This is a genomic window from Pigmentiphaga soli (genome assembly GCF_039541095.1).
Taxonomy (GTDB): Bacteria; Pseudomonadota; Gammaproteobacteria; order Burkholderiales; family Burkholderiaceae_B; genus Pigmentiphaga; species Pigmentiphaga soli.
The window spans coordinates 72,319-97,531 of record NZ_BAABFO010000004.1; the positions used below are offsets into that span (position 1 = coordinate 72,319).

The 25,213-nt window shown below is 68.3% G+C and carries 24 protein-coding genes and 1 tRNA gene; 18 read left to right on the plus strand and 7 right to left on the minus strand.

The genetic code is table 11. The features are described 5' to 3' along the window. Window positions 1-157 precede the first annotated feature (157 nt). The 13 genes from ABD927_RS05265 to ABD927_RS05325 all read left to right on the plus strand — a co-directional run bounded on the left by ABD927_RS05265 (window position 158) and on the right by ABD927_RS05325 (window position 14,186). Window positions 158-784 carry a chorismate--pyruvate lyase family protein gene (locus ABD927_RS05265; protein WP_345247059.1) on the plus strand — a complete coding sequence of 209 codons (627 nt, stop codon included), beginning with the start codon at window positions 158-160 and terminating at the stop codon, window positions 782-784. Further along, window positions 753-1,727, plus strand: coding sequence for a LysR substrate-binding domain-containing protein (locus ABD927_RS05270; RefSeq protein ID WP_345247060.1), 975 nt, complete (start codon window positions 753-755; stop codon window positions 1,725-1,727). Before ABD927_RS05265 ends, ABD927_RS05270 begins: the two co-directional genes overlap by 32 nt. Window positions 1,728-1,936: 209 nt before the next feature. Next, window positions 1,937-2,908, plus strand: a complete 972-nt coding sequence (locus ABD927_RS05275) for a tripartite tricarboxylate transporter substrate binding protein (protein WP_345247062.1) — start codon at window positions 1,937-1,939, stop codon at window positions 2,906-2,908. Window positions 2,909-2,999: 91 nt separating this feature from the next. Further along, entirely contained in the window at window positions 3,000-3,836 is an 837-nt protein-coding gene (locus tag ABD927_RS05280) for a TauD/TfdA dioxygenase family protein (protein WP_345247064.1), read from the plus strand. A 26-nt stretch (window positions 3,837-3,862) separates the two neighbouring features. Beyond that, on the plus strand, window positions 3,863-5,224 hold the full coding sequence (locus ABD927_RS05285) for an MmgE/PrpD family protein (protein ID WP_345247066.1): 1,362 nt from the start codon (window positions 3,863-3,865) through the stop codon (window positions 5,222-5,224). Window positions 5,225-5,272: 48 nt separating this feature from the next. After that, window positions 5,273-6,175: a LysR family transcriptional regulator gene (locus tag ABD927_RS05290; RefSeq protein ID WP_345247068.1), complete on the plus strand. Its 903-nt coding sequence runs from the start codon at window positions 5,273-5,275 to the stop codon at window positions 6,173-6,175. A gap of 93 nt (window positions 6,176-6,268) precedes the next feature. Then, complete coding sequence (locus tag ABD927_RS05295) at window positions 6,269-7,462, plus strand: thiolase family protein (RefSeq protein ID WP_345247070.1); 1,194 nt, start codon at window positions 6,269-6,271, stop codon at window positions 7,460-7,462. Beyond that, window positions 7,459-7,902 carry a Zn-ribbon domain-containing OB-fold protein gene (locus ABD927_RS05300; RefSeq protein ID WP_345247073.1) on the plus strand — a complete coding sequence of 148 codons (444 nt, stop codon included), beginning with the start codon at window positions 7,459-7,461 and terminating at the stop codon, window positions 7,900-7,902. The genes ABD927_RS05295 and ABD927_RS05300 overlap by 4 nt, the downstream gene beginning before the upstream one ends. Further along, complete coding sequence (locus tag ABD927_RS05305; RefSeq protein ID WP_345247075.1) at window positions 7,899-9,533, plus strand: AMP-binding protein; 1,635 nt, start codon at window positions 7,899-7,901, stop codon at window positions 9,531-9,533. The genes ABD927_RS05300 and ABD927_RS05305 overlap by 4 nt, the downstream gene beginning before the upstream one ends. Next, on the plus strand, window positions 9,530-10,423 hold the full coding sequence (locus tag ABD927_RS05310) for an SMP-30/gluconolactonase/LRE family protein (RefSeq protein WP_345247077.1): 894 nt from the start codon (window positions 9,530-9,532) through the stop codon (window positions 10,421-10,423). The genes ABD927_RS05305 and ABD927_RS05310 overlap by 4 nt, the downstream gene beginning before the upstream one ends. A gap of 49 nt (window positions 10,424-10,472) precedes the next feature. After that, window positions 10,473-11,459, plus strand: coding sequence for a Bug family tripartite tricarboxylate transporter substrate binding protein (locus ABD927_RS05315; RefSeq protein WP_345247079.1), 987 nt, complete (start codon window positions 10,473-10,475; stop codon window positions 11,457-11,459). Window positions 11,460-11,502: 43 nt separating this feature from the next. Then, the gene (locus ABD927_RS05320; RefSeq protein WP_345247081.1) at window positions 11,503-12,591 is read left to right on the plus strand and encodes a zinc-binding dehydrogenase; all 1,089 of its coding nucleotides are present in this window, start codon (window positions 11,503-11,505) and stop codon (window positions 12,589-12,591) included. Then, complete coding sequence (locus ABD927_RS05325) at window positions 12,591-14,186, plus strand: AMP-binding protein (RefSeq protein WP_345247083.1); 1,596 nt, start codon at window positions 12,591-12,593, stop codon at window positions 14,184-14,186. The genes ABD927_RS05320 and ABD927_RS05325 overlap by 1 nt, the downstream gene beginning before the upstream one ends. 387 nt (window positions 14,187-14,573) lie before the next feature. Here ABD927_RS05325 and ABD927_RS05330 read toward each other — a convergent pair whose 3' ends face one another. The 3 genes from ABD927_RS05330 to ABD927_RS05340 all read right to left on the minus strand — a co-directional run bounded on the left by ABD927_RS05330 (window position 14,574) and on the right by ABD927_RS05340 (window position 15,781). After that, window positions 14,574-14,981, minus strand: a complete 408-nt coding sequence (locus tag ABD927_RS05330; RefSeq protein ID WP_345247085.1) for a GFA family protein — start codon at window positions 14,979-14,981, stop codon at window positions 14,574-14,576. Between the two features lie 94 nt (window positions 14,982-15,075). Further along, window positions 15,076-15,151 (minus strand) — tRNA-Lys (locus tag ABD927_RS05335). Window positions 15,152-15,268: 117 nt separating this feature from the next. Continuing rightward, window positions 15,269-15,781 (minus strand): YciE/YciF ferroxidase family protein, encoded by a 513-nt coding sequence (locus tag ABD927_RS05340; RefSeq protein ID WP_345247087.1) that lies wholly within the window; start codon window positions 15,779-15,781, stop codon window positions 15,269-15,271. A 202-nt stretch (window positions 15,782-15,983) separates the two neighbouring features. Between ABD927_RS05340 and ABD927_RS05345 the strand changes: the two genes are divergently transcribed. The 3 genes from ABD927_RS05345 to ABD927_RS05355 all read left to right on the plus strand — a co-directional run bounded on the left by ABD927_RS05345 (window position 15,984) and on the right by ABD927_RS05355 (window position 19,064). Beyond that, the gene (locus ABD927_RS05345; protein ID WP_345247089.1) at window positions 15,984-18,302 is read left to right on the plus strand and encodes a mechanosensitive ion channel family protein; all 2,319 of its coding nucleotides are present in this window, start codon (window positions 15,984-15,986) and stop codon (window positions 18,300-18,302) included. After that, entirely contained in the window at window positions 18,274-18,540 is a 267-nt protein-coding gene (locus ABD927_RS05350) for a hypothetical protein (protein WP_345247092.1), read from the plus strand. The genes ABD927_RS05345 and ABD927_RS05350 overlap by 29 nt, the downstream gene beginning before the upstream one ends. Before the next feature lie 74 nt (window positions 18,541-18,614). Beyond that, window positions 18,615-19,064, plus strand: coding sequence for a PA2169 family four-helix-bundle protein (locus ABD927_RS05355; RefSeq protein WP_345247094.1), 450 nt, complete (start codon window positions 18,615-18,617; stop codon window positions 19,062-19,064). Window positions 19,065-19,144: 80 nt separating this feature from the next. On the opposite strand, the gene ABD927_RS05360 is transcribed toward ABD927_RS05355, so the two are convergent. The 3 genes from ABD927_RS05360 to ABD927_RS05370 all read right to left on the minus strand — a co-directional run bounded on the left by ABD927_RS05360 (window position 19,145) and on the right by ABD927_RS05370 (window position 21,989). Further along, complete coding sequence (locus ABD927_RS05360; protein WP_345247096.1) at window positions 19,145-21,124, minus strand: hybrid sensor histidine kinase/response regulator; 1,980 nt, start codon at window positions 21,122-21,124, stop codon at window positions 19,145-19,147. A gap of 65 nt (window positions 21,125-21,189) precedes the next feature. Then, a complete protein-coding gene (locus ABD927_RS05365) occupies window positions 21,190-21,399 on the minus strand; it encodes a hypothetical protein (protein WP_345247098.1) in 210 nt (69 codons plus the stop codon). Window positions 21,400-21,668: 269 nt separating this feature from the next. Continuing rightward, window positions 21,669-21,989, minus strand: a complete 321-nt coding sequence (locus ABD927_RS05370) for a hypothetical protein (RefSeq protein WP_345247100.1) — start codon at window positions 21,987-21,989, stop codon at window positions 21,669-21,671. Between ABD927_RS05370 and ABD927_RS05375 the strand changes: the two genes are divergently transcribed. Both ABD927_RS05375 and ABD927_RS05380 read left to right on the plus strand, forming a co-directional pair. Beyond that, on the plus strand, window positions 21,988-22,230 hold the full coding sequence (locus ABD927_RS05375) for a hypothetical protein (RefSeq protein ID WP_345247102.1): 243 nt from the start codon (window positions 21,988-21,990) through the stop codon (window positions 22,228-22,230). The genes ABD927_RS05370 and ABD927_RS05375 overlap by 2 nt on opposite strands. Then, the gene (locus tag ABD927_RS05380; protein ID WP_345247104.1) at window positions 22,227-23,666 is read left to right on the plus strand and encodes a M20 family metallopeptidase; all 1,440 of its coding nucleotides are present in this window, start codon (window positions 22,227-22,229) and stop codon (window positions 23,664-23,666) included. Before ABD927_RS05375 ends, ABD927_RS05380 begins: the two co-directional genes overlap by 4 nt. 82 nt (window positions 23,667-23,748) lie before the next feature. On the opposite strand, the gene pap is transcribed toward ABD927_RS05380, so the two are convergent. Next, complete coding sequence (pap, locus tag ABD927_RS05385; RefSeq protein ID WP_345247106.1) at window positions 23,749-25,200, minus strand: polyphosphate:AMP phosphotransferase; 1,452 nt, start codon at window positions 25,198-25,200, stop codon at window positions 23,749-23,751. Window positions 25,201-25,213 lie beyond the last annotated feature (13 nt).

Here is a 25,213-nt window from a genome sequence, read left to right on the forward strand (position 1 = left end):
GTTTCATAATTAGAACAATATCCCATTATGGGTCACTGAACAATGCCGGGCCCGCGTCCAGGATCCCGCCTTTAGCGGCCGAACCGGGCCGTCTCCTCGTAAGGAACCCAGAGGGGTCTGCGCGTGTCGATGAGGGGCTTGGCATAATTGGCGGCCCATGACGATTTTTTGCCCAACCAGCAGCCGTGGCTGGCAAGCCACGCTGCCTCCCTCCCTCCCGAGCCTCTACAAGACCTGGCTGTTGCGCCCGGGCGCGCTCACCGCCGGCCTGCGCGGCCTGGGCCCGGTGCGACTGCGCGTGCTGCGCGAGCACGCCGGAGGCGTACCCGTCGACGAGGCGCAAGCCATGGGCCTTGCGCCCGGCACGCCGGTCTGGCTGCGCGAGATAGTCATGTCGGTTGACGGGGTGGACTGCGTGGCGGCGCGCAGCCTGGCGCCGCTGCCGGCCTCGCACGGCGTATGGAAGGGCATGCGGCGGCTGCGTACCCGGCCGTTGGCCGACATGCTCTACCACGACCGCAGCGTGCGCCGCTCGGCGTTCGCGTGCGTGCGGATACGGCCGGCCATCGCGCTGTACGCGGTGGTGCGCCGGGTGCTGCCGGAGGCGCCGCCGGGCGGGCCGTGGGCGCGCCGCTCGGTGTTCTGGCGCGGCGGACAGCCGCTGCTGGTGGCAGAATGCTTCCTGCCGGCGTTCTGGACGCTGGCCGCAGCGGCGTTCGAGCGTATCGGACCCGGAAAGCCAGTGGCGGGCAATGAACATACGTCAACTTCGCGCGCTCTGTGAAGTACTCAAGCATGGCCTGCACATCTCGGCCGCCGCACAGGCGCTGCACACCTCCCAATCGGGCGTAAGCAAACAGATCCTGGAACTCGAACAGGAGCTCGGCGTCACCATCTTCGTGCGCCAGCGCAACCGCGTGACCGGCCTTTCCGACGCGGGCCTCACGCTGATCCCGATAGCAGAGCGCATCGTCAGGGATGCGGAGAAGATGCAGGCGGCGGCGGCCGACTTCAGCGGCAAGAGCGTCGGCAGCTTCATCGTCGCCACGACGCACCTTCATGCGCGCCACACGCTGCCGGCCTTCGTGAGGGAGTTCGCCAGGCAGCACCCGGACGTCTCGCTGCAGCTGCGCGCCGGCACCCCCACCGAATGCTGCCGTCTGGTCAGCGCGGGGGCCGCCGATCTCGCGATCAGCCTGGCGCCCGACAGCGTGGACGGGCTCGTCAGCATCCCCGCCTACAAGCTCAGCCGCTATCTCGTCACGCCGATCGGCCATCCGCTGCTGTCCACCGAAAAGCTGGAGCTGAAAGACATCGCGCAATACCCCCTCATCACCTACGACGATACCTTTCGCAGCCGGCGCGTCGTCAGGCAGGTATTCGAAGAAATCGGACTGCACCCGACCATCGCGCTCCAGGCCATCGATCCGGAAATCTGCAAGACCTACGTGGCGATGGGGATGGGCGTCGCCATCCTGCCGCAGATCGCCTACGACGAAGCCGCCGACACCACGCTGCGGACCCGCGACGCGGGGCATCTTTTCGAACACGGCATCGTGAACGTCTACCTGCGGCGCGGCGACTATCTGCGGAAGTTCGTCTATCGCTTCCTGTCATTGTTCGCGCCCCACCTGACGCGCGAGGAAATCGACAGATTCCGCGAAACCCCGGCGGACGAAATGACGCCCATTCCCTCGGAAATCCCCTTCGCCACGCGCCATCAGTAAGCCCCGCCCAGTATTGCGGGACGTCATGGAACCATCGCGAAAGGTCGTTTGACCCTCCTCCATACCGGCACCTAGACTGCAGCCGTCATCCGAATGACGGGCGCCTGCAGACAGCGCGCCAATACAAAGCGTCTACCCATTGCGCCTTGCCGCGGCAGCGGCTTTCGGAACAAGAGATGGCGGACGCGCAAGACACGAGGAGGTTTGTGATGAGCGTTCGCATTCTTCATCTGTTGCTGTGCGCCATGGCGCTGCTGGGCTGTACCGCCGGCGCGCGAGCCGATACGTATCCCGGCAAGCCCATCCGCATCATCGTTCCCCTGGCGGCCGGCGGCCCGACCGACGTCCTGGCCCGGACGATCGCCCAGCACCTGACCGAGAAATGGGGGCAGCCGGTGGTGGTCGAGAACCGGCCCGGCGCGAACACGAATATCGGCACCGCCGCGGTCGCCAAGTCTCCCGCCGACGGCTACACCCTGCTGCTGACGGTCAACAACCTGACGATCAACCCGAGCCTTTACCAGGACATTCCGTTCGATTCGCTCAAGGATTTCGCGCCGGTCAGCCTGTTCGCCACGTCTCCGCTCGTCCTGGTGGTGAACCCGGGCGTGCCTGCCAGGTCGGTGCAGGAGCTCATCGCGCTCGCCAAGGCGCAACCCGGCAAGCTGCATTTCGGCTCGCCCGGCAATGGCAGCCCGCCGCACCTGGCCGGAGAGATGTTCAACACGCTCGCGGGCGTGAAGATGGCCCACGTTCCGTACAGCACGATCACCTCGGCGGTCACCGACCTGATGGGCGGCCAGATCGAGGTGATGTTTCCGGGGTCGCCGATCGCGCTGCCGCAGGCCAAGGCGGGCAAGCTGCGCGCGCTGGCGACCACCGGCGCGAAACGGACGGCGGCGGCGCCCGAACTGCCTACCGTCGCCGAGGCCGGCCTGCCCAATTTCGAGGTGTCGCTGTGGTATGGCCTGCTCGCCCCGGCGAACACGCCGGCGGCCATCGTCCGGAAGCTGCACGCCGAGGTGGCGCGGATCGTGGCCCTGCCGGCGGTGATCCAGCAATGGGCGGTGCTGGGGGCCGAACCGGTCAGCACCACACCCGAGGAATTCGCCGCCTACCTGAAGCAGGACATCGCAAAGTGGCAGAAGGTGGTGCGCGACTCCGGCGCAAAGATGGACTGATATGTACGCATGCACGCAATGGTTCCGGCGATTGCAGCCTGCCCGGGACCATGATCGTCAATGCCAGGCCGCAATTTTCCAGGAAAGCGCAATGAAGATTTCCCCGCTGAGTGATGTAATGGGCGCCGAAGTGACCGGCGTCGACCTGAACAACCTGACCGCGAGCGACCGCGCGGCGCTCAACCAGGCCCTGCTCGAACACCTCGTCCTGTGCGTGCGCGGCCAGCGCTTCGACGACATGGGGGCATTCCTCGACGGCGCGCGCAACTTCGGCGTGCCGAAGGTCCAGCATCTGGAGTCGTATCGCTCCGACAAGCATCCCGAAGGCGGCGTCATCACCAGCGAAGACCGCGACGTGAAGGACGGCAAGCGGATCATCCGCGGCACCCTGTTCCATACCGACGAAACCTTCATCGCCGAGCCTCCCAAGGCCACGGTGGTGTATGCCGTCGCCATTCCCGGCAAGGGCGGCAATACCCGCTACGTGAACATGTGCAGGGCCTACGAGACGCTGGACGAGGCGACCAAGAGGAAGATCGACGGACTGGTGGCGGTGCACTACTACGGCAAGCAGCGGCCGGGCCGCAAAGTCCCTTCCCTTACCGACGAGCAGCTCAGGAACACGCCGCCGGTGCAGCATCCCGTGGTCCGGACCAACGAGGAAACGGGCAGGAAGGCCCTTTTCGTGCACGAAGCCATGACCGACTACATCGTCGGCATGGACCCGGCGGAAAGCGAGGCGCTGCTGAAGCGGCTGTACGAGCACAGCACGCAGAATCCGGCGCTGCAATACAGCCATGCATGGCGCACCGGCGATTTCGTCATCTGGGACGACCGCGCGACGCTGCACGCCGCGACCGCCGACTACGCCGAGAACGAGAAGCGGCTGATGTACCGCACCATGATCAAGGGTAGCGCCACGCACTGAGGCACACGGACGAAAGGAGCACCCTCATGGACCGGAGCACCGAAACCCTCGCCGCTTACGCGCACGAGCTGCGCCTCGAGGACATTCCCCAGGACGTCCTGCACAGCGCCAAATCCAAGCTGATCGACGCATTGGGCTGCGCCATGGGCGGGTACGACACCGAGCTGTGCCGGATCACCCGCGCCATGGCGGCCGCCAGCACCGGCACGCCGGCGGCCAGAGTGCTGGGCTCGCAGACGCCGACCACGCCGCAGATGGCGGCGTTCGCCAACGGCACGATGGTGCACGCGCTCGACTTCAACGACGTATACATGTCGCAGTCGACCTGCCACCCGAGCGATGCCCTGTCGGGCATCCTGGCGACCGCCGACGCGCTGGGCGCCAGCGGCAGCGCGCTGCTGACCGCGACGGTCCTGTCCTACGAGGCGAGCTGCAATTTCGCCGACGCGATCGCGCGCGAGCAGGGCCTCGACAACACCTTCTACTGCCTGGTGGGCAGCGCGCTCGGCAGCGCGAAGCTGATGGGGCTGGGCGTCGACCAGCTGCAAAACACCATCGCGCTTGCCGTGGTGCCCAACGTGGCCCTGGAACAAACGCGCACCGGCGCGCTTTCGATGTGGAAGAACAGCGCCGGCGCCAACGCGGCCCGCAACGCCGTGTTCGCCGCGGAAGCGGCGCGCGCCGGCATCACCGGCCCGGACGCGCCGATCGAAGGCAAGTGGGGGCTCTGGAACAACCTCGGCCTGCGGTTCGAATGGGCGCCGTTCGGCGGCGACGGGACGCCCTACCGCATTTCGCAGACGAACCTCAAGCGCTACCCCGCGGTCGCCCATGCCCAGAGCCCGATCACCGCCGCGCTGCAGCTGCGCGACAGCATCAGCGTGGCGGACATCGACGCCATCGTCATCGAGTCCTATTGGGTCGCCAGGCGCTTCGAGGATCCGCGCTCGCCATTGTGGCGTCCGGCCACCCACGAAACCGCCGGCAACAGCATCCCCTACCTGGTCGCTGTGGCGCTCGCCGACGGCGACGTGACGGAGGCGAGCTTCGGCCCCGACCGGCTCGCCGACCCGCGGCTCAAGGCGCTCATCGAAAAGACCACGGTCCGGGAAAACGCCTCGTTCAATGCGCTGTATCCGCAGGAATGGCCATGCCGGATCGAAGCGACCCTCAAGTCCGGAGAAAAAAGGGTAGCGGAAACACGCTACTTCAAGGGCCATACCAAGAGCCCGCTTTCCGATGCCGAGGTGCAAGCCAAGTTCAGGCAGCTCGCTTCGCCGGTGCTGGCCGAGGCCGACATTGCGGAAATCCTGGCCAGGCTCTGGGAACTCCAGGAGGAGGACGACATCCGGCCGGTGCTCCGGCTGTTCCGGGCGGATCGCCGGTAGATGGTTTAGACTGGGCCGCCCGCCGTGGGCTGCCCGCGTCGAATCATCGTGCACCTGCGCAATCGTGATCTGAACCTGCTCGTCGCGCTCGATACGCTGCTCAAGGAAGAAAGCGTGACGCGCGCCGCGCAGGCGCTGCATTTGAGCCAATCGGCCATGAGCCACGCGCTCGCGCGGCTGCGCGAAATGTTCGGCGACCCCATCCTGGTGCGCGGACCGCGCGGCATGCAGCCCACGCCGCGCGCCGAACAACTGCGCGACCAGGTGGCGCGCACCTTGCGCGACGTCGAATCGGTGTTCGCCAACGGGCCCTTCGATCCCGCCACCACTACCCATACCTTCTACGTGGGCACCATCGACTACGTGGAGCTGACGCTCTGGCTGCCGCTGGTCGAACGCGTGCGGCGGACCGCCCCGGGCGTGCGCATCCTGGTGCGGCCGATCACGCTCGACAAATACCAGGAAGACCTGACCGAAGGCCGCGTGGACATGGTGATCGGCTTCATCCGCAAGCCGCCCGCGCAGGCGCACAAGCGCCTGCTGTTCAGCGAGGACTACGCGTGCGTGACGCGGGCCGGCCTGCTACAAACCGGCGAGCCCCTGACCCTGGACCGCTATCTGGCGGCAGGGCACATCCAGGTATCGCCCAGCGCCACCTTCACAGGCGTCCCCGACCTGGCCCTCGCCAAGCTGCACCTGCGCCGCAATATCGTGATGGCGATTCCCCGTTATTTCTCGGCCACCGACATCGCCGCGCATTCCGACCTCATCCTGACGGTGCAAAGCCGCATCGCGCGGCGCTTTGCCGATTCGCTGCCGATACGCATCTTCCCTCCTCCCTTCGCGCTGCCGGAGCTGAAACTGTCGATGCTGTGGCTGGCGCGCACCCATCGCGATCCGGCGCAGCAGTGGCTGCGCGAACTGATCGCCGACGTCAGCCGGGACATCTAGAACGGCGGTGCCGGCCGCGCGCGGCGGGAGCCGTCCAGGCGCGCCTCCCGCTCGCCCTCGACATGCACCAGATCGATTTTGAACATGAAGAGAATGAACTTCTTGGATTCCACCGGCGCCCCTAAGATGGAGTTCGCAACGTGGCCAAGGAGACGGATCATCGATACCCGCATCGCCGTGATCGGCGTCGGCAATACCCCTTACGGACGCCTGCCCGACTATGACTCCACCGCGCTGGGCGCCTGGGCGTTCCACGAAGCGCTGGCCGACGCGGGCCTGACCGCGGCCGCCATCGACGGCCTGGTCATGCACCGCGTGGGCAATTACCAGAAGCTGTGCGAAATGACGGGCATCAATCCCGATTTCGTGTCGGTGCAGCCGTCCAACGGCAGGATGTGCGGCGTCTCGATCCAGATCGCCGTGCAGGCCCTGATGACCGGGCAGGCGGAAACCATCGCCCTGGTCTACGGCAACGACGGCCGCTCGGCCGGCGCGAAATACGGCGGCGCGGCCGACCGCTACGACACCGCCGCCGAGCAGATGTGGTTTCCGTACGGCATGACCTCGCCCGGCGCCGTCAATGCGCTGATGTTCGCGCGCCATGCGATGCAGTACGGCACCACCACCGAACAGCTCGCCGCAGTGTCGGTGGCATTTCGCAAGCATGCGGCGCTGAATCCGGGCGCCGTCATGCGCACGCCCATCACGGTGGCCGACCACCAGGCGTCGCGCTTCATCTGCGAACCGTTCCGGCTGCTCGATTATTGCCAGATCAACGACGGCGGCGTCGCGATGATCCTGACCCGCAGCGGCCTGGCCCGCGACCTGCGCCATCCGCCGGTCTACGTCCGCGGGGTGGCGCAGGCATCCAGCCTGGCCGAGGGACTGGTCTCCGACGACTTCAACCGCGCGCCGATGCAAAGCGTCGCGCGCAAGGTCTATGCGATGGCGGACGTCGACCGCGACGATCTCGACGCGCTGATGATCTACGACAACTTCACCGCCACCGTGCTGTTCGGGCTGGAAGGCTTCGGCTTCTGCGGCGTCGGGGAAGGCGGCGCCTTCGTCCAGGACGGCCGGCTGGAACTGGGCGGCGCGCTGCCCACCAACACCAGCGGCGGACATCTTTCGGAAAGCTATATGCAGGGCTGGAACCTGAACGCCGAGGCGGTGCGGCAAATACGCGGCGGCTGCGGCGAACGCCAGGTGGCCGGCGCCCGGCTCATCCAGTACATCGCGCCGGGTCCCGTCACGACGTCGGTCATCTATGGGAGCGAACCGGTATGAATGCCCCCGCCGCCTACACCAAGCCCCTGCCGCTCATCGACGACCTGAACCGGCCGTTCTGGGCAGCCGCCAAGGCCCACGAACTGCGCCTGCCGCAATGCGGTTCGTGCGGATTCATCCGCGTGCAGTTCGAACGCTGGTGCCCGCGCTGCGGCAGCCGCGACGTGCGCTGGCCGCGGCTGAGCGGCCGCGGCCATGTCTGGTCCCATTGCACCTTCCATCGCAAGTACTTTCCCGAATTCGAGAACGACCTGCCCTACAACGTCGCGCTGGTGGAACTGGAGGAAGGCCCGCGGCTGATCACCAACATCGTCGGCATCGACCGGCGCGACATCCGCATCGGCATGCCTGTGGAGGTCAGCTTCGACGACGTGACCGAAACGGTGTCCCTGGTCAAGTTCCGGCCGGTGCCGGGGCCGCGCGAAGGGGATGCTGCATGATCGCCTGCGCACGGCCGTCCGAAGACGCATCGATACCCGGCTTCGACCCGGCGGACATCCCTCTGGAGCAGCGGCGCATCGGCCCGGTCCTGAGCATGCGCGCCCGCACCGACGCGGACCGCCCCTTTCTGACCATCGGCGGCCGCACCTACACCTTCCGGGAAACCGACCGGCAGGCGCGGGCCCTGGCGCGCGGGCTGGCGCGGCGCGGCCTGGAGCGCCAGCAGTATCTGGCCATGATGCTGCCCAATTGCAGCGAGTTCGTTTTCGCCTGGTTCGCCTGCGCGCTGCTCGGCGCCGCCAATGTCCCGCTCAATACCGCCCTGCGCGGCCCGATGCTGGACCTGCCGTTCAAGGACTCCGGCGCGCGCGGGCTGATCATCGACCGCGCGCTGGTCGACGCCATCGGCACCCTGTCGGAAGAAGTCCGCGGCCAGCTCGACTGGGTCGCGGTATGGGGCGGCCTGGAGGGCCTGGCGCTGCCCGCCGGGCCGAAGGAATACCTGGACTACCGCGATCTGCCGCTGGCCGACGGACCGGACCCGGAACGGGAAACCGACTTCCGCGACGTGCAGACGGTGTTCTATACCTCGGGCACGACCGGGCCGGCCAAGGGCGTGCAGACGCTCAACGCGCACCAGTTCTCGACCGCCAGCGGCTTCGTGCGCGCGGTGGGCCTGACGCGCGATGACGTGGTGTACACCCCATATCCGCTGTTCCATGCCTTCGCCGCGCGGCTGGCCGTGTTGCCGTCGCTGCTGGCGGGCGCGCAGGTGCACGTCGGCGCGCGCTTCAGCGCGTCGCGGTTCTGGGAGCAGGCGGCGCAATGCGGCGCCACGGTCGCGCAGATCACGCCGGGCACCTCGCGCATCCTGTTCGAGCGGCCGCCCGGACCGCACGACCGCGCCCATCGCCTGCGCGCGCTATTCAACACGCGCGCCGATGCGGCGTTCGAGGAACGGTTCGGCGTCAGGCTGGTGGAGGCCTTTTCCATGTCGGAAACCGGCCTGGTCATCTACACCCGCTGGCCCGAGCGGCGCCCCGGCTCGATGGGGCGGGTGCACGAGGATTGGCAGGCGCAACTGGTCGACGACAAGGACCTGCCGGTGCCCGCCGGCCAGCCGGGACAGCTGGTGGTCCGGCCCAGGCTGCCCTACATCATGATGCAGGGCTATCTGAACCGGCCCGAGGCCACCGTGGCGGCGTTCCGCAATCTGTGGCTGCACACCGGCGACATCATGCGCCAGGACGAAGACGGCTATTTCTACTTCGTCGACCGCGCCAAGGAACGCATCCGCCGCCGCGGCGAGAACATTTCCTCCTACGACATCGAACAGGCGGCGGGCGCGCATCCGGACGTCATGGAATGCGCGGCCCTGCCGCACCCCGCCCGCGACGGCGAGGACGACGTGCGGCTGGTCGCGGTCAAGGCGGCCGATGCCAGCCTGACCGCGGCGCAGCTGGCCGACTGGCTGGCCGAGCGGCTGCCGCGGTCGATGGTGCCGCGCTATGTCGAATTCCTGCCCAGCCTGCCGCGCACGCAGACCGACAAGGTCGAAAAGGTCAGGCTGATCCAGGCAGGCCTGTCGGCCGCCGCCTGGGATCGCGAAGCCGGAGGCGCCGCGCCATGACCCGGCCCACGCAGGCCGGCGTCGCCGGCGTATCCGAGGTCGTCAACGAAATCGGCGAGGGGCCGCTGTGGTCCGCGAGCGAGCAGGCGCTGTACTGGATCGATTCTGGGCCGGCCGCCAAGACCCTCATGCGCTACCGGCCGAACGGCGGCACGACCGACGTCTGGCGCCTGCCGCAGCGCGCCTCCAGCGTGGCCCGGCGCGCGCGGGGCGGGCTGGTCATCGGATTCCAGCGCGGCCTGGCCGTGATGGATCCGGCCTCGGGGCGCATCGACCCGGTGCCGCTGGACGGGGTCGATTTCGGCCAGGAACGCTTCAACGACAGCGCGGTGGATCGCGCGGGAAGGCTATGGATAGGTTCCTTCGACCGCGCCCTGAAGGCGCCCATCGGGGTGCTCTACCGCGTGGCGCCCGGACAGCCCGCGCGCGCGATGGACCGCGGCTTCATGATGTCCAACGGCATCGCCTGGAGTCCCGACAACCGCACCCTGTATTTCTGCGATTCGCGGCCCGGACGCATCTACGCCTACGACTTCGACGCGGACGCGGGCGCGATCTTAGGCCGCCGCGTCTTCATGGACTTCGAAGGCCGGGCCGGACGGCCGGACGGCTGCGCGATGGACAGCCAGGGTTTCCTGTGGGTCGCCGAGGTCGGCGCCGGACAGATCCTGCGCCTGGACCCCGCGGGCCGTATCGAACGGGCGCTGGCGCTGCCGGTTTCCAAGCCGACCAGCATCGCCTTCGGCGGCGAGGGGCTGCGCACCCTCTTCATCACGTCCATGACATTCGGCCTGACCGAAGCCCAGCGCCAGGAACAGGCGCTGGCCGGCAGGCTGCTGGCCGTCGATGCGGGCGTCTCCGGACTGGAGGAACCCGCGTTCGACCTATGAACGATGCAAAGTGCCGGCCACAACGGCACCCACGATAACGAGAGACACCATGACAATCAGAAAGACACTGGCCGGCGTCGTCGCCGGCATCGCATGCCTGGCGTCGCACGGCGCCGCCGCGCAGGGGGCTTCCTCCTTCCCCACCCGTGCCATCCGCATCATCGTTCCCTTTTCGCCGGGCGCGTCGGATACCCAGATCCGCACGCTGGGGCCGCTGATGAGCAAGCGCCTGAACGGCCAGCCCATCGTGGTCGAGAACTCGCCGGGCGGCGGCGGCATCGTCGGCGCCAACATCGTGCGGCACGCGCCGCCCGACGGCTACACGCTGTTCTTCACCGGCGCGGCGGGCCTGACCCTGCTGCCGGCCCTGCGCGCCGACGTGCCCTACAAGCTGCGGGACTTCGTCGCCATCGGCAACGTGTCGTCGCTGCCTGGCGTGCTGGTGGTGCGCGCCGACGCGCCCTATCGCACCATGGCCGAGATCGTGGCCTACGCGCGCAAGCATCCCGGCAAGATCAATTTCGGCAGCGCCGGCGTGGGGACCGCCAGCCACACCTTCGGCGTGGGGCCGCAGGTGTTCGGCGATTTCCGCTTCACGCACGTTCCCTACAAGGGCATGGCCGACGTGATCCAGGCCATCCTGGCCGGCACGGTCGACGCCGGCTTCGCCATTCCGGGCCTGGTGATGCCTTATCTGCAGGCGGGCAAGCTGCGCGCCATCGCCGTCAGCTCGGCCAAGCGGTCCGAATTCCTGCCCGACGTGCCGACCTATCGCGAAGCCGGCATCGACTATGTCGACGGCGAAAGCTACGGCCTCGTCGGCCCCAAGGGCGTGCCGCCGGCCATCGTCAAGCAGGTGTCCGACGCGCTGGCCGAGTCGATGAAGGCGCCCGAGTTCGTCAACCTGATGCAGAAGCTCTACACCAGCGTCGACTACGTCGCGCCCGGGCCCTACCAGGAAATGCTGGAGGCGCGCGACCGTTCCTGGCACGAATATCTGGCCAACCCCGCGTTCCGACAGCTCATGCAGCAATGAGCGCTGCCTTCGGAGCCTCTTTGAAACAGGTGCGAACCTCCCGATGAACGATACGATGCAGGCAGTGCTGATGTCCGGATTCGGCGGCCCCGACGTGCTGCGCCCAGGGCGTCTTCCGATTCCGCGGCCCGGGCCCGACGACATTTTGTTGAAGGTCGGCGCCTGCGGCATCGATCGCAAGGATCTGCTGATCCGCAATGGCACCATCCGCAAGCGGTCCGCCGGCTACCGGGGCGCGGCCGGCGATGCCCGCGACGACCTGTCGTTTCCGCTGGTGCTCGGCACCGAAATCGCCGGCACGGTCGCCGGTATCGGTGCCAACGTGCGCGGCGTGCGGCTCGGCGACCGGCTGGCCAGCCTGCCGCGCCGCGGCCATTGCGGCCTGTGCATGTATTGCCGCACCGGCCGTTCGGAATCCTGCGCCAGCGCGTATTTCATCGGGCAGGACGTCAACGGCGGCTATGCCGAATACGTGCTGCTGGGCGCCGACAGCGTGTGGCCGGTGCCCGACAACGTCGAATTCGCCGCCGCCTGCATGGCGGCGGCGGCCATCGGGACCATGGTGCGCGCGGTGCGCGACGTCGCCCGCGTCACGATGGGCGAATCGGTGCTGATCACCGGCGCCAGCGGCGGGCTCGGCGTACATGGGGTGCAGCTGGCGCGGCTCGCCGGCGCATTCGTCATCGCCGTCGCGTCCAGCGAGTCCAAGGCGGCCTTGCTCAGGGAACTGGGCGCCGACGAAGTCATCGTGAGCGGGCACGGAGAAGACTGGAGCGGCCGCGTGATCGCGCTGACGGGCGGCCGCGGCGCGGACGTCGGTATCGATATCGTCGGGGTCGCCACGCTGAAGACCGTGCTGCGCAGCATGGCGCTGTACGGCCGCGTCGCGACCGTGGGCGAGGTCGGCAGCGGATCGATCGACCTGCGCCCCGCCATCGTGCTGCTGCGGCGGCTGCAGATCCTGTCGTCCTATGCGCCCGGCATGGAGCACCTGGCGACCGCGCTCGATCTGCTGTCGCGCGGCCGGGTGCGCGCAGTCATCGACGACCGGCTGCCGCTGGCCCAGGCCGCGGCCGCGCATGCGCGGATGGAAGCCGGCGACGTGAACGGCCGCATCGTCCTGGAACCGTGATGGCGAAGCAGCAGGATTTCGACGCCCGCGTGCGCACGCTGAGCGTGGACCAGAGGGTGTTCGCGCCGCTGTTCGCCGAACGCGTGCGGCGCGACGCCCACCGGCGCTTCCTGACCATGGGCGACCGCAGCTTCACCTACGGCGAAATCGGCGAATTGTCGCTCGCCTTCGCGCGCGGCCTGGCGCGGCTCGGCGTCGGCCCCGGCAGCGTGGTGCCCATCATCCTGCCCAACTGCCCCGAATTCGTCATTGCCTGGTTCGCGCTGCATCTGCGCGGCGCGACGATGGCGCTGGTCAACCCCGACCTCAAGGGCCGGCTGCTCGAAAACGCGCTCGAGGATTGCAAGCCCCGCGTCGTCATCGTCGGCGCGGCGCAGCTGGCGCACCTTTCGTCGGTGGGCGCCGGGCATCTGGCCGGCATCGAGGCTGCCATCGTGGTCGATCCGGCGGCGCAGGCCGCGCCCGCCGTCCGGGTCCTGGCATTCGACGACGTGCTCGAACGCGACGGCGACGACCCGGTGCGGCCGGCCACGTTCGACCAGGTCCAGGCCATCTTCTTCACGTCCGGGTCCAGCGGCCCGCCCAAGGGCGTGCTGATGCCCAACGCGCACTTCTTCGCCAACGCCTGCACCTTTCTGCGGCTTTCGGCGCTGCAGCGCGACGACGTGCTGCACACTTCGCTGCCGCTGTTCCACGGGATCGCGTCGCGGCAAGGCGTGCTGCCCGCCTTCATGATCGGCGCCCAGGTGCACCTGGGCGCCAAGTTCAGCGCATCGCGCTTCTGGCAGACCGTGGCCGAGGCCGGCGCCACCATCGCGCTGCTCACGCCCACCATGACCCCGGTGCTCAACGCGCTGCCGCCGGGGCCGTTCGACCGCCGGCACCGCCTGCGCGCCCTGTACAACGTTCCCCACGACGAATCGTTCGAGCGGCGCTTCGGCGTGCGCATGCTGAGCGCCTTCGCCATTACCGAGGTCGGCGCCTTCATCCATACCCCCTATCCGGAACGCCGCTTCGGCTCGGTGGGCATGGCCCACCCCGATTGGGAGGTCGCCATCGTCGACGACGCCGACCGGCCGGTCGCGCCCGGCGAAGCCGGCGAACTGGTCTGCCGCCCCCGCCAGCCTTTCATCATGATGCAAGGCTATCTCAACCGTGCGCCGGCCACGCTGTCGGCGTGGCGCAACCTCTGGTATCACACCGGCGACATCATGCGCCGCGATGCCGAGGGCTACTACTATTTCGTCGATCGCAACCGCGACCGGATCCGCCGGCGGGGCGAGAACATCTCGCCGTCGGAAATCGAACGCGAAGTGCGGATGCACCCCGGCGTCAAGGATTGCGTCGTCGTCGGCCACGCCGCGCCGCTGGGCGAGGACGACATACGGCTGCTCGTCGTCGGCAAGGCACCGGATTCGCTGCCCGGCCCGGCCGGGCTGGCCGCGTGGCTAAGCGACCGCTTGCCGTCGTCCATGGTGCCGCGCTATATCGAATACGCGGAAGACCTGCCATTGACCGCCACGGGCAAGGTAGACCGCAACGCGGCGCGGGAATCGCCGCTGGGGCCGATGGCTTGGGACGGGCAGCTCAAGTAATCCGGCGCCCAACGCGGAATTCGTACATGACGCCGGTGTCGGTGCTGGAAGGAGAGGAACTGGTGCTCAAGCGCTTCGCCACGCTGGGGGAAACGCTCGCCAGCGAGCCGGCCCATCATCCGCGGCCAGGACGCTGCGCGGGTGAAGGTCTTGTCCGATGGCTCCGAAATTCAGGATGCGTCGTCCATCAGCCCGGATCAGCGGTTCCAGTCGACCGCCTACCAGGTCTACAAGGTAAGCAGCGCTGGGGATCGGTGCTGGACGCGGGAGTCGGGGCGACCGACGCGTCCGCCCCCTACTTCCAATGCGAGATCTTTCAGCAATTCTGCTGTTAGCCGGCGAACGCTCAGGCGCTCTGCCTTTGCCGTTGGCTCCAGGCCTGACAGGCTAGGGCTGCCCTTGCTTCTCGGCAACGCCGTCGAGCGAGGGCATCCAGCCGACACGGCGGCGCGTCCAGATCTGCGCCTGCGGGCCGCCCAGTTGGTCTCGCTGCGCCAGGGTGCCGACCCGCAACGAGTAGCGCTTGGGCGTATCCTGTTCGGTTGCGTAGAGCTGCGTGCCGCACTGGCCGCAAAAACCGGTGACCCGGCGCGCGCCGCTGTCGGCGGTCTTCACATAGTGGCGCGGCTCGCCTTGCAGCAAACGAAACGTCTCGGCCGGCGCAGCGATATTCGTGCGGAACGCCGAACCCGACATGATCTGACAGTCGAGACAATGGCATATCCGCATCGAACCAGGCTGCACTTCCGCCTCGTAGCGGATCGCGCCACAGTGACATTGCCCTTGGACTTTCATTTCCCCTCCAGATCGGCGTTTGACGCCTCTTCCATCATAGCGCTTGGAAACCAAAAGGCCGTTAGCGATCACCATCGCTAACGGCCTTGGAATCTGGTGGGCTGTGAGTGGCTCGAACACTCGACCTACGGATTAAGAGTCCGCTGCTCTACCAACTGAGCTAACAGCCCGAACTCGGCGCGCAAAAGAACGCGTGCCCAGTCAAGAGGCAAGATTGTACACGCTTTTTTCCGGCAGTCCAAGCAGCCGGCCCTGCCGTGCCCCAAGTCCGGGCCGCGCCCCGTTTCTTACGCGGTAGCGGCTTCGCGCTTCTGGGTCGCCTTCTGGTTGGCTTCGCCTTCGGCCAGGGCGGTCAGTTTCTGGTCGGCGGACTTTTCCTCGGCCAGCGTGTCCTGCAGCAGCGGAATCGCTTCCTTCATGCCCAGGTTGCGGGCGAAGGCCAGCAGCGTGCCGTAGCTGGCGATCTCGTAGTGCTCGACCTTCTGGGCGGCCTCGATCAGCGCGGCATCCAGCACGGGGCCCTTCTCGATCTCGTCGATCATTTCCTGGCCTTCCTCGATCAGCCCTTCCATGGCCACGCATTTCATGCGCTTGAGCTTCAGCTGGCACGCCTCCACCACCTTGTCGATGCGTTCCACCTGGCCCTGGGTTTCTTCCAGATGGCTCTGGAACACTTCGGCCAGCTTGGGATTGGTTGAGGCCCGGGCCATTTTCGGCAAGGCCTTGGTCAATTGCTTCTCGGCGCTGTAGATATCGGACAGCGAATGAATGAATAGGTCCTGCATGGTCTTGGCAGTCATGGGATCTCTCCATGGAGGGTGGAAAAGAAAACACGCGTACGCCTGGTACAGGCGGCGGCATGACCGCAGGAAACATGCCCATAGTGGCAGTGGTCCCGCCCGGACGGCGCGCCCCGCCCTGGCGTGGTTAGAAAATGTGCCCGCGCCGGGCCGCCGGAGAAACACTAGGTAGAATTTTCCCTCCTCGACTCGGTGACCTGCCATGCCCTACTCGCTTTTTCTCCGCTGCGGGCTCGTGCTGGCGCTGCTGTGGGCCGCGGTCGGCCGGACGGCGGCGGCGGCCGATGAACCGCCGGCTGCCGCCATCACGCCCTCCCAGGCCGGCGAAGTGCTGCAATTGCTGCGCGACGACAAACGGCGCGCGCAGCTCGAGGAAACGCTGAGCGTGATCGCCGGCGCGGCGCCGCCGGCCGACGCGGCGCCTGCGGAACCGCCCGCCGAGGCTCCGGTCGCGCTGACTCGCGGCGGCGTGCTGGCGCGCGTGTTCGACCAGGCGGGCCGCTGGGCGGATTCCATAGGCAGCGAATTGTCGGCCAGCGCGGGCACGGTGCTGGAGCTGCCGTCGATTTCCGCCTGGTGGCGCGCGCGGCTGGGCACGCCGGAGGCGCGGCGCGCGGCGCTGGCGGCGTCGTGGGCGGTGGCGGCGATACTGGTGCTGGCGGCCGCGGCCGAATGGCTGGCCTGGCGCATCTTGCGGCGGCCCCGGGCGGCGCTGCTGCAGGCGGCCGTGCGCAGCCACGCGCACGAAGAGACGCGGCAGCACGCTGCCGCAGTGCCCGTGCCGGCCGACGCCGGCGCCGCGCAGCCGGCAACCCCGGCGCGCAGCGCGCGCGGCCTGCTGCGGCGGGTGCCCTACGTGCTGGCCAATGCCGTGCTGGAACTGCTGCCGCTGCTGGCCTTCATGGTGGTCGCCACCGCGCTGCTGACCGCCTGGGGCGGCACGCGGGCGCCGTTCTACGAGGTGCTGGCCGACCTGTCCGGCGCCTACATCGCCGTGCGGCTGTGGCTGACGGCCGTGCGGGTGCTGATCCATCCGGCCGGCCCCGCGCTGCGGCTGACGCGGCTGAGCGACTCCATGGCCCGTTACCTCTACCGCTGGGCCCGCCGCGTGGTGCTGACCGCGCTGGGCGGCACCGCCCTGGCCGACGTCGCCCTGGACCTGGGCGCCACGCCCGAAGCGCGCAACACCCTGTACAAGCTGGTGGCGATCGCCGTGCATGCGATGCTGATCGCGGTGGTCCTGCAGACCCGGGGGCCGATGCGCGAGTGGATCCGCGGCGGCGCCGAGCGCGGCATGTCGCCGCGCTCGCTGGCGGCCGACGTCTGGCCGTTCGCGGCGGTCTTCCTGCTGGCGGCGCTGTGCGTGATCTGGACGCTGGGCGTGGCCGACGGCTTCCGCCAGCTGATGCATTTCTTCACGCTGACGGCCGTCATCGTGCTGGCCGCCGCAGTGGTGTCGATCCTGGCGCTGGGCGCGCTCGAGCGCCTGTTCGCCGGCAGCGCGGACGACAGCACCCCGGCGGCGCGTTCGTACTACCGCGTGCTGGTGGAGCGGACGGTGTCTGCGCTGATCGTGATCGGCGCGCTGATCGCGCTGTTCCAGGCCTGGGGGCTGAACGCGCTGGGCTGGTTCGAGGCCGGCAGCATCGGCCGCAGCGTGGCCTCGGCCGCGGTCACCATCGCGGTGGCCTGCGCGCTGGCCATCGGCGCCTGGGAAAGCGCCAACCTGGCGATGGCGCGGCGGGTCGATCGCTGGACGCGCGAGGGCGACCTGCTGCGCGCCACCCGGCTGCGCACCCTGCTGCCCATCCTGCGCACGGTGCTGTTCATCGTCATCGCGCTGGTCGTGCTGTTCACGGCGCTCAACGAGGTCGGCGTCAACATCGCGCCGCTGCTGGCCGGCGCCAGCATCATCGGCGTCGCGCTGGGCTTCGGCTCGCAAAAGCTGGTGCAGGATTTCATCACCGGGATTTTCCTGCTGATGGAAAACGCCATGCAGGTCGGCGATTTCGTCACGCTGGCCGGCGTGTCGGGCTCGGTGGAGTACCTGTCGATCCGCACGGTGCGGCTGCGCGCCGGCGACGGTTCGCTGCACGTGGTGCCGTTCAGCTCGGTGGGCACCGTCAACAATACCAACAAGGGCCTAGGCAATGCGTCGGTCAGGGTCAGCGTGCGGGCCGATGCCGACATCGACCAGGTCATGGCGGCCATCGTCCAGGTGGGCGCCGAGATGCGGCAGGATCCGGCGCTGCGCGACCTGATCCTGGCCGACCTGGAACTGTGGGGCGTGGACCAGGTGGACGGCGCGGCCGTCACGCTGGCCGGCCAGATCCGCACGCTGGACCGCGGCCGCTGGCCGGTGCAGCGCAGCTTCAACCAGCGCCTGCTGCGCCGCTTCCGCGAATTGGGCATCCCCTTCGCCAACCCGCAGGAACGCGCCTTGCTGCGTACCCCGCGTGTTTGCGAACGGCCGCAAGGGCCAGGGAGACGTCATGACCCCCACACAGAAACATCCGACTGAAAAAAAGACCTCCACCGAAAAGCAGCGCCTGGAGGGCAAGGCGGCGAAGCCTGAGGACAAGGTGCCGACCTACCAGGAGCTGCTGGACGATACGCTGGAGCAGACCTTTCCGGCCAGCGATCCGATCTCGCCCAGTGCCGCGATGAATGCGGAAAAACGGATCGCCACCGGCAAGGACGACAAGGACTGGAAGCTCAAGCCGTCGTCGCAGGAACATCCCAAGGGCGGGAAGAAGTAGCCGCGGCCGCACGGCACCGGCATCGAACGCCCGCGCACGGGCGCGACATTCCAGAAACCGAGAGGAAGCACATCATGGCCAAATCCATCGTCACGGTATTGAACGAATTGATCGAAATCAGCAAGGACGGCGAAAAAGGCTTTCGCAAGGCCGCCGAGGACGCCACCCATCCCGAACTGCGCGCCTTGCTGTCGCGGCGTGCGGGCGATTGCGCTACCGGCGCGGCCCAGCTGCAGCAGCAGGTGGCCGCGCTGGGCGGCGAGCCGGAAGAAAGCGGCAGCACCGCCGGCGCCCTGCACCGCGGCTGGGTCAGCGTGAAGGCGGCGGTGGCCGGCCGCACCGACCTGGCGATCCTGGAGGAATGCGAACGCGGCGAAGACGTGGCCAAGGCCCGTTACCAGGCCGCGCTCGACGAGGAATTGCCGCCGCAGATCCGCGCGCTGGTGCAGCTGCAGTACGAAGGCGTGGTGCGCAACCACGACCAGATCCGCACGCTGCGCGACCGGATGAGGGAATATGCCTGAGAACGCGGCAGCCGGCCTCTGGGGGCCGGCCCCGCAGGCGCCGTGTTTTCGACAGAAAAGCGAAAACCGCGGGGGGATTTTCAGTGCCGCGCCTGCGCCGCGCCGGTGCGGGAGGGCTTGGCCAGCATGTCGATGATGGCCACCAATTCGCTGGGGTTGGCCGGCTTGGCCAGATAGACCTGGAAGCCGCTGGCCAGCGCCTTGAGGCGATCTTCGCGCTGGCCGAAGGCAGTCAGCGCGATGGCCGGGATGGGCGCGGCGAAGCGGCCCGGATCCCGTTTTTCCATCTGCCGGATCTGCTGCAGTGTCACGTAGCCGTCCTGGCCGGGCATGGCGATGTCGGACACGATGACCTGCGGCACGCCGGCCTTCTCGATCACGCTCAGGTATTCGAGCGCCCGCATGCCGGATTCCAGCGGCATGACTTGCGCGCCGGCCTCCTGCAACAGTTCGGTCAGCGAATCGCGCGCCTCGCGCTGGTCGTCGATCAGCAGCACCCTGATGCCCGACAGCGACGGTATGGCGGTGCCCTGGTCGGCCTGCACGGCGCGCGGCACGCCTTCGTCGCGCGCGAGGGGCGCTTCTTCGGCCAGCGGCAGATATACGGTGAAGACCGCGCCGCGATTCTCGCCCTCGCTGTACGCGGTGACGCGGCCGCCGTGCAGTTCGGCCAGCCGCTGCACCAGCGTCAGGCCCAGCCCCAGGCCTTCGGCGCGGCGCGTATTTGAGGCGTCGGCCTGGCGGAACGGGTCGAACAGATAGGGCATGAATTCGGGCGCGATGCCCTTGCCGCTGTCGGCCACCGAAATGCAGATCTCGCGGTCCCGCACGGCCACTTCGACATCGACGGCGGCGCCCGGCGCGCTGAACTTGATGGCATTGGTCAGCAGGTTCCAGACGATCTGCTCGATCCGTTCGGCGCTGCCGACCAGCCGGATGTCTTCGTCCGGAAATTGCGTGCGGATGTCGATATTGCGTTCGTAGGCGTCGCGGGCCACGTTGCCGATGGCGGCCTCGATGGTGGGCCGCAGCAGGAAGCTCTGCTTGACCAGACGCAGCTTGCCGGTCATGACGCGGGTGGCGTCGATCAGGTCTTCGATCATCCTGACCTGCTGCTGCACGCCTTTCTTGATGCCGGCGATGGCGCGCGCGATGGGCGGCGAATCGCCGCCGACGCGGTTTTCCAGCACGTGGGTCCAGCTCTGGATGCCGTTGAGCGGCGAGCGCAATTCGTGCGAAACGATGGACAGGAACTGGTCGCGCGCCTGGGCCGCGGCTTCGGCCTGCACGCGCGCGGCCTGTTCGCGGATCAGCAGCGCGTCGCGCTCGAGCTGGGCCAGCATGCGCTGCGTGACGTCGTAGGTGATGACCAGGACCGACGACACCGCGCCCTGGCCGTCGAATTCCGGCAGCACGCGCGACGAGAAATGGCGCGTGCCGCGCATGGTGGAAACGGTGAAATCGAAGCCGCGCTGTTCGCCGCTGTCGAACACCTGCTGGGCGACGTCGGCGAAGGCGCAAGCCACGTCTTCCGGAAAACCGAGCTGGGCCGCGTCCTTGCCGACCGCCGCGGCCGGATCGATACCGAAGGCGTCGCGGATGGCGTGGTTGACGTACAGATGGCGCATCCCGCGATCGAGCCGCGCGATGATGTCGGGCGCATGGTCGACCAGGGTGCGGAAGGGATGGTCGACGGCCTGCTGCAGCGAGCAGGATCCGGCAAACCCGACCACCTGGCGGTCGCCGCGGAATTCGGGATGCACGCGCATGAGGACCGAGACCGGGGCGCCCGCGTCGCGGGCGTTGAGGTCGTGCCGGATCTCGAACGGCTCGGCGCTCAGGATGCCGTTGACGTAATCGCGGCGCACGCGCTGGCGCTGGGCCTCGGGTACGAGGTCCAGCCAGGCGACGCCGAGCGCCGCGTCGGCGTCCTGCCCCGTCAGGCGGGTCCAAGCGGGATTGACGTACAGCCATGCGCCGTCGGCGTTGGCCGCCCACAATACGCAAGGCGCCACATCGGCCACGGCCCGAAGGCCCGGATCAGGAGTGTGCGAAGTCATTCTGGCCCTGCCGCCAGCGGCAGGGAAAAGGTATTTCGACTCATCATGAACGAAAGCCATAACGATCAGTTCGAAAGTTCGCCTTCATAGGGCCGTTCCTGCCTGTCTTCCTCGTCATCTTCGGGCAACTTGATGATGAAGGTCAGCAGGAAGGCGCACAGCGAAATGGCGAACAAGGCGGTAGCGATGGTGGCCGCTCCGGCCGCGAAGTCTCCCACGCCGAACAGTGCCACGAAAAGAGGAATGGCGAAAAAAACGGTAGCCCAACGCAACATGATTTTTCTCCTTTCCGGTTATCGCGTCACCGTCCTGGCTGCCGCCATGAAAGGCTGCAGTGGCTGCGCTCGCGTCTCCGCTTGGTTGAGGCAGGTTTCGTACCAGGTCCGGAAATTCATTTAAGTTGTTGATAAATAACAAATTTTTTACAGAGAACCCGCACAGCGGCGACCCGGGTCTGGTGGTTTTTTCTTATGCGGCTGGAAAAAATTACATTTGGCGACCGCCGCGGGGAATCTTTTGCCGGTGCGGCCTGCTGCAAAAAATGCTAGACAATCAGGCAACGGCTGCGAACGGTGCCGGGCACCACGGCGCTGGTGCCGCGCACGTGGCTTGCGCCACAGGCGTCGTCGCCGTCGGCATCGATCCAGCGCTGGGGAATGTCGCCGGTTTCCGGCGCCGCGGCGGGCTCGGCCGGTGCGGCCGGTCCGGTGGCGGGCGGGCTCCGATGGCCGTGCGGCGCCATGGCGGGCAGGTCGAATTGCGGCGGATCCCCGGCGGCCCCGGGCCGTTCGCCGCCGATCGCGACCGGCAGCGCCAGGAAGGCCGCGATGGCCAGGACGTTGTACAGGTGCTTGGCGTTGTCCATGGGATTCTCCTCGGTGCGCTCAGGATCGGGCGCCTGCTGCTTGCGTGCGTTCGGCTTTCGCTTTCAGGCCTTTCGCTTTCACCAAGGTCGGAGCAAAACGCATGCCGATGCGGCCGGGGCCTGGCATGCCGGGGGCGGGGAGCGCGCCATTCCCCGCGCGGCGGCGCTGCGCACGGGCAAGCGGTGCAATATCTACAAGGACTACACTTGCGTCATCCCTCCGTTGCAGGAAGCATCATGAATCTGTCCGATCTGCAGCAGTTCGTCGCGCGCCGCTACGACGAAGACCTGATCCCGCGCCTGGTCGACTATGTCCGGATTCCGGCCAAATCGCCTGCGTTCGACCCGAACTGGGCCGAGCACGGCCATCTGGCGAAGGTGATGGCCGATGCCAGGCAGTGGGCGGCCGCGCAGCCGATCGCCGGCCTGCAGGTCGAGATCGTCTCCATCGAGGGGCGTACGCCCTGCCTGTTCTTCGACGTTCCCGCCACGCAGGGCCTGGGCGGCGAGCGCACCGTGATGTTCTACGGCCATCTCGACAAGCAGCCCGAGATGACCGGCTGGCGCGACGGCCTCGGGCCATGGACGCCGAAGATCGAAGACGGCAAGCTGTACGGCCGCGGCGGCGCCGACGACGGCTACGCGGTCTATGCCGCGCTGACCGCCATTGCCGCGCTCGACGCGCAGGGCGTGCCGCGCCCGCGCTGCGTGGGCCTGATCGAAACCTGCGAGGAAAGCGGCAGCTTCGACCTGCCGCCCTACCTCGACCTGCTGGCGCCGCGGCTGGGCGACGTGGCGCTGGTGGTGGGCATGGATTCCGGCTGCGGCAACTACGATCAGCTATGGGTGACGACCTCGCTGCGCGGCGTGGCCACCGGCACGCTGACGGTCGAGGTGCTGACCGAAGGCGTGCACTCCGGCATGGCCAGCGGCCTGGTGCCATCGTCGTTCCGCATCGCGCGGCAATTGCTGGACCGGGTCGACGATTCCGCCACCGGCCGGGTCAGGCTGCCCGAACTGCACGCCGACATCCCGGCCGAGCGGCTGGAGCAGGCGGCGGCCGCCGGCGCCATCCTGGGCGACGAGGTATGGCGCCAGTTCCCTTGGGTGGGCTGTTCGCACGGCGCCGACGGCCACGCGCAGTGCCGGCCGACCACGACGGATCCGGTGGAGGGCATCCTGAACCGCACCTGGCGGCCTGCGCTGTCGGTGGTAGGCGCGGCCGGGCTGCCGGCCATCGAATCGGCCGGCAACGTGCTGCGGCCGAAGACTTCGTTCAAGCTCAGCATGCGGCTGCCGCCCACGGTCGACGGCGAACGCGCGGCGCAGGCGCTCAAGCGCGCGCTGGAGGCTGACCCGCCCTACGACGCCCGCGTGCGCTTCGACGACGCGCACGGGGCCAGCGGCTGGAACGCGCCGCCCACGGCGCCGTGGCTGAAGCGCTCGCTGGAGCAGGCCTCGCAGGGCGCGTTCGGCAAGCCGGCGGCATGGCTGGGCGAAGGCGGCACGATTCCCTTCATGAGCATGCTGGGCGAGAAATTCCCGCTGGCGCAGTTCGTGATCACCGGCGTGCTGGGCCCCAAGTCGAACGCGCACGGGCCCAACGAATTCCTGCACCTGCCCTACGTCAAACGGCTGACCGCGGCGGTCGCCGGCATCGTGGCCGACGTGCGCTAGGCATGCCGGGCGGCGCGGCAGGCCGTGCCGCCACCGGCGCGGCGGCCCGCGCGCGGCGGCGCGCGCCATCGGCCTCCGGCCGTCACAGCTGCAGCTCCAGGGCGCGCACGATCTCGCGCAGCACCGCCAGCCGCGCGGCGCGCTTGTCGTCGGTGTCGACCACGCGCCACGGCGCATGCAGCGTGTCGGTGCGGGCCAGCATGTCTTGCGAGGCCGCCTGGTAGTCGTTCCACTTGCGGCGATTGCGCCAGTCGTCGGGCGTCAGCTTGAAGTTCTTGTACGGCGTGTCGCGCCGTTCGCGAAAGCGCCGCAATTGCTCGTCCTTGCTGATCGACAGCCAGAACTTGACGATGACGGCGCCATGGTCGGCCAGTTGCGCCTCGAAGTCGTTGATTTCGTCGTAGGCCCGGTGCCAGGCCGCTGGCGGCAGCAGCTTCTGGACGCGCTCCACCAGCACCCGGCCGTACCAGCTGCGGTCGAACACGACGATCCGGCCGTGTCCCGGCAGCCGCTGCCAGAAGCGCCACAGGTAGGGGTGGGCCAGCTCCTCCTGGGTCGGTGCGCTGATCGGCACCACCTCGTACTGGCGCGCATCGAAGGCCCGCGTGACGCGCCGGATGGCACCGCCCTTGCCGGCGGCATCGAGCCCTTCGAAGGCCAGCACCAGCGTTCGCCGCTTGAAGTGCCGGCTGCGCGATGCCATGCCCAGCCGGGCCTGCAGCATGTGCAGTTCCTCGTCGTAGTCGCCGGCCGCCGGGACCTGCGCGCGGCGCCGGGCGGGCGAGGACTTCGCCTCGACCACGGCCGGCACGGAATGCGGCGCGGCCGGCAGCCGGTGCCGCAAGGCGTCGCGCAGCGCCTCGCCGGTGCGCAGCGCGCGCAGGTTGGCGTCGGCGGCCGGAATCACCTGCCAGGGCGCGTGCGCGGTCTGGGTCGCCTCGACCACGGTCAGCGCGGCGGTGCGCAGCCGCGCGAACTTGCGGCGCACCTTGAGGTCTTCCTTCGAGACGCGCCAGGCCTGGGCCGGATCGGCCAGTTGCGCGTCGATGCGGGCGGCTTGCGCCTCGCGCGAAAGGTGGTAGAACAGCTTGACCACCTGCACCCGCTCGGCCACCAGCATGGCCTCGAACCGCACGATGGCCGCGGCCAGCGCGGCCATGCGCTCGGGATCGGGCTTCTTGCGCGCGGCCTCTTCCATCAGCGGCTGGTACCACGAACCGAACACGATGCCGATGTGGCCCGCCGCCGGCAGCGCCTTCCAGTAGCGCCACATCGGCGGCCGCTGCGCCTCTTCGGGGGCGGGCTTGCCGAAGGCCAGCGTGCGTACGTGGCGCGGGTCGAGCCATTCGTTCAACAGGTTGACGGTGGAGCCCTTGCCGGCGCCGTCGACGCCGGCCACCACCAGCAGCACCGCGCGGTCGCGGCGATCGAGCAGGCGGTACTGCCGATTCAGCAGCTCGATGCGCAGCGGCGCTTCGCTGCGCCGGTAGGCGTCATCGTCGATGCGGGGGTCGAGTTCGGCTTCCTGGAACATGGGCGCGGGCCTC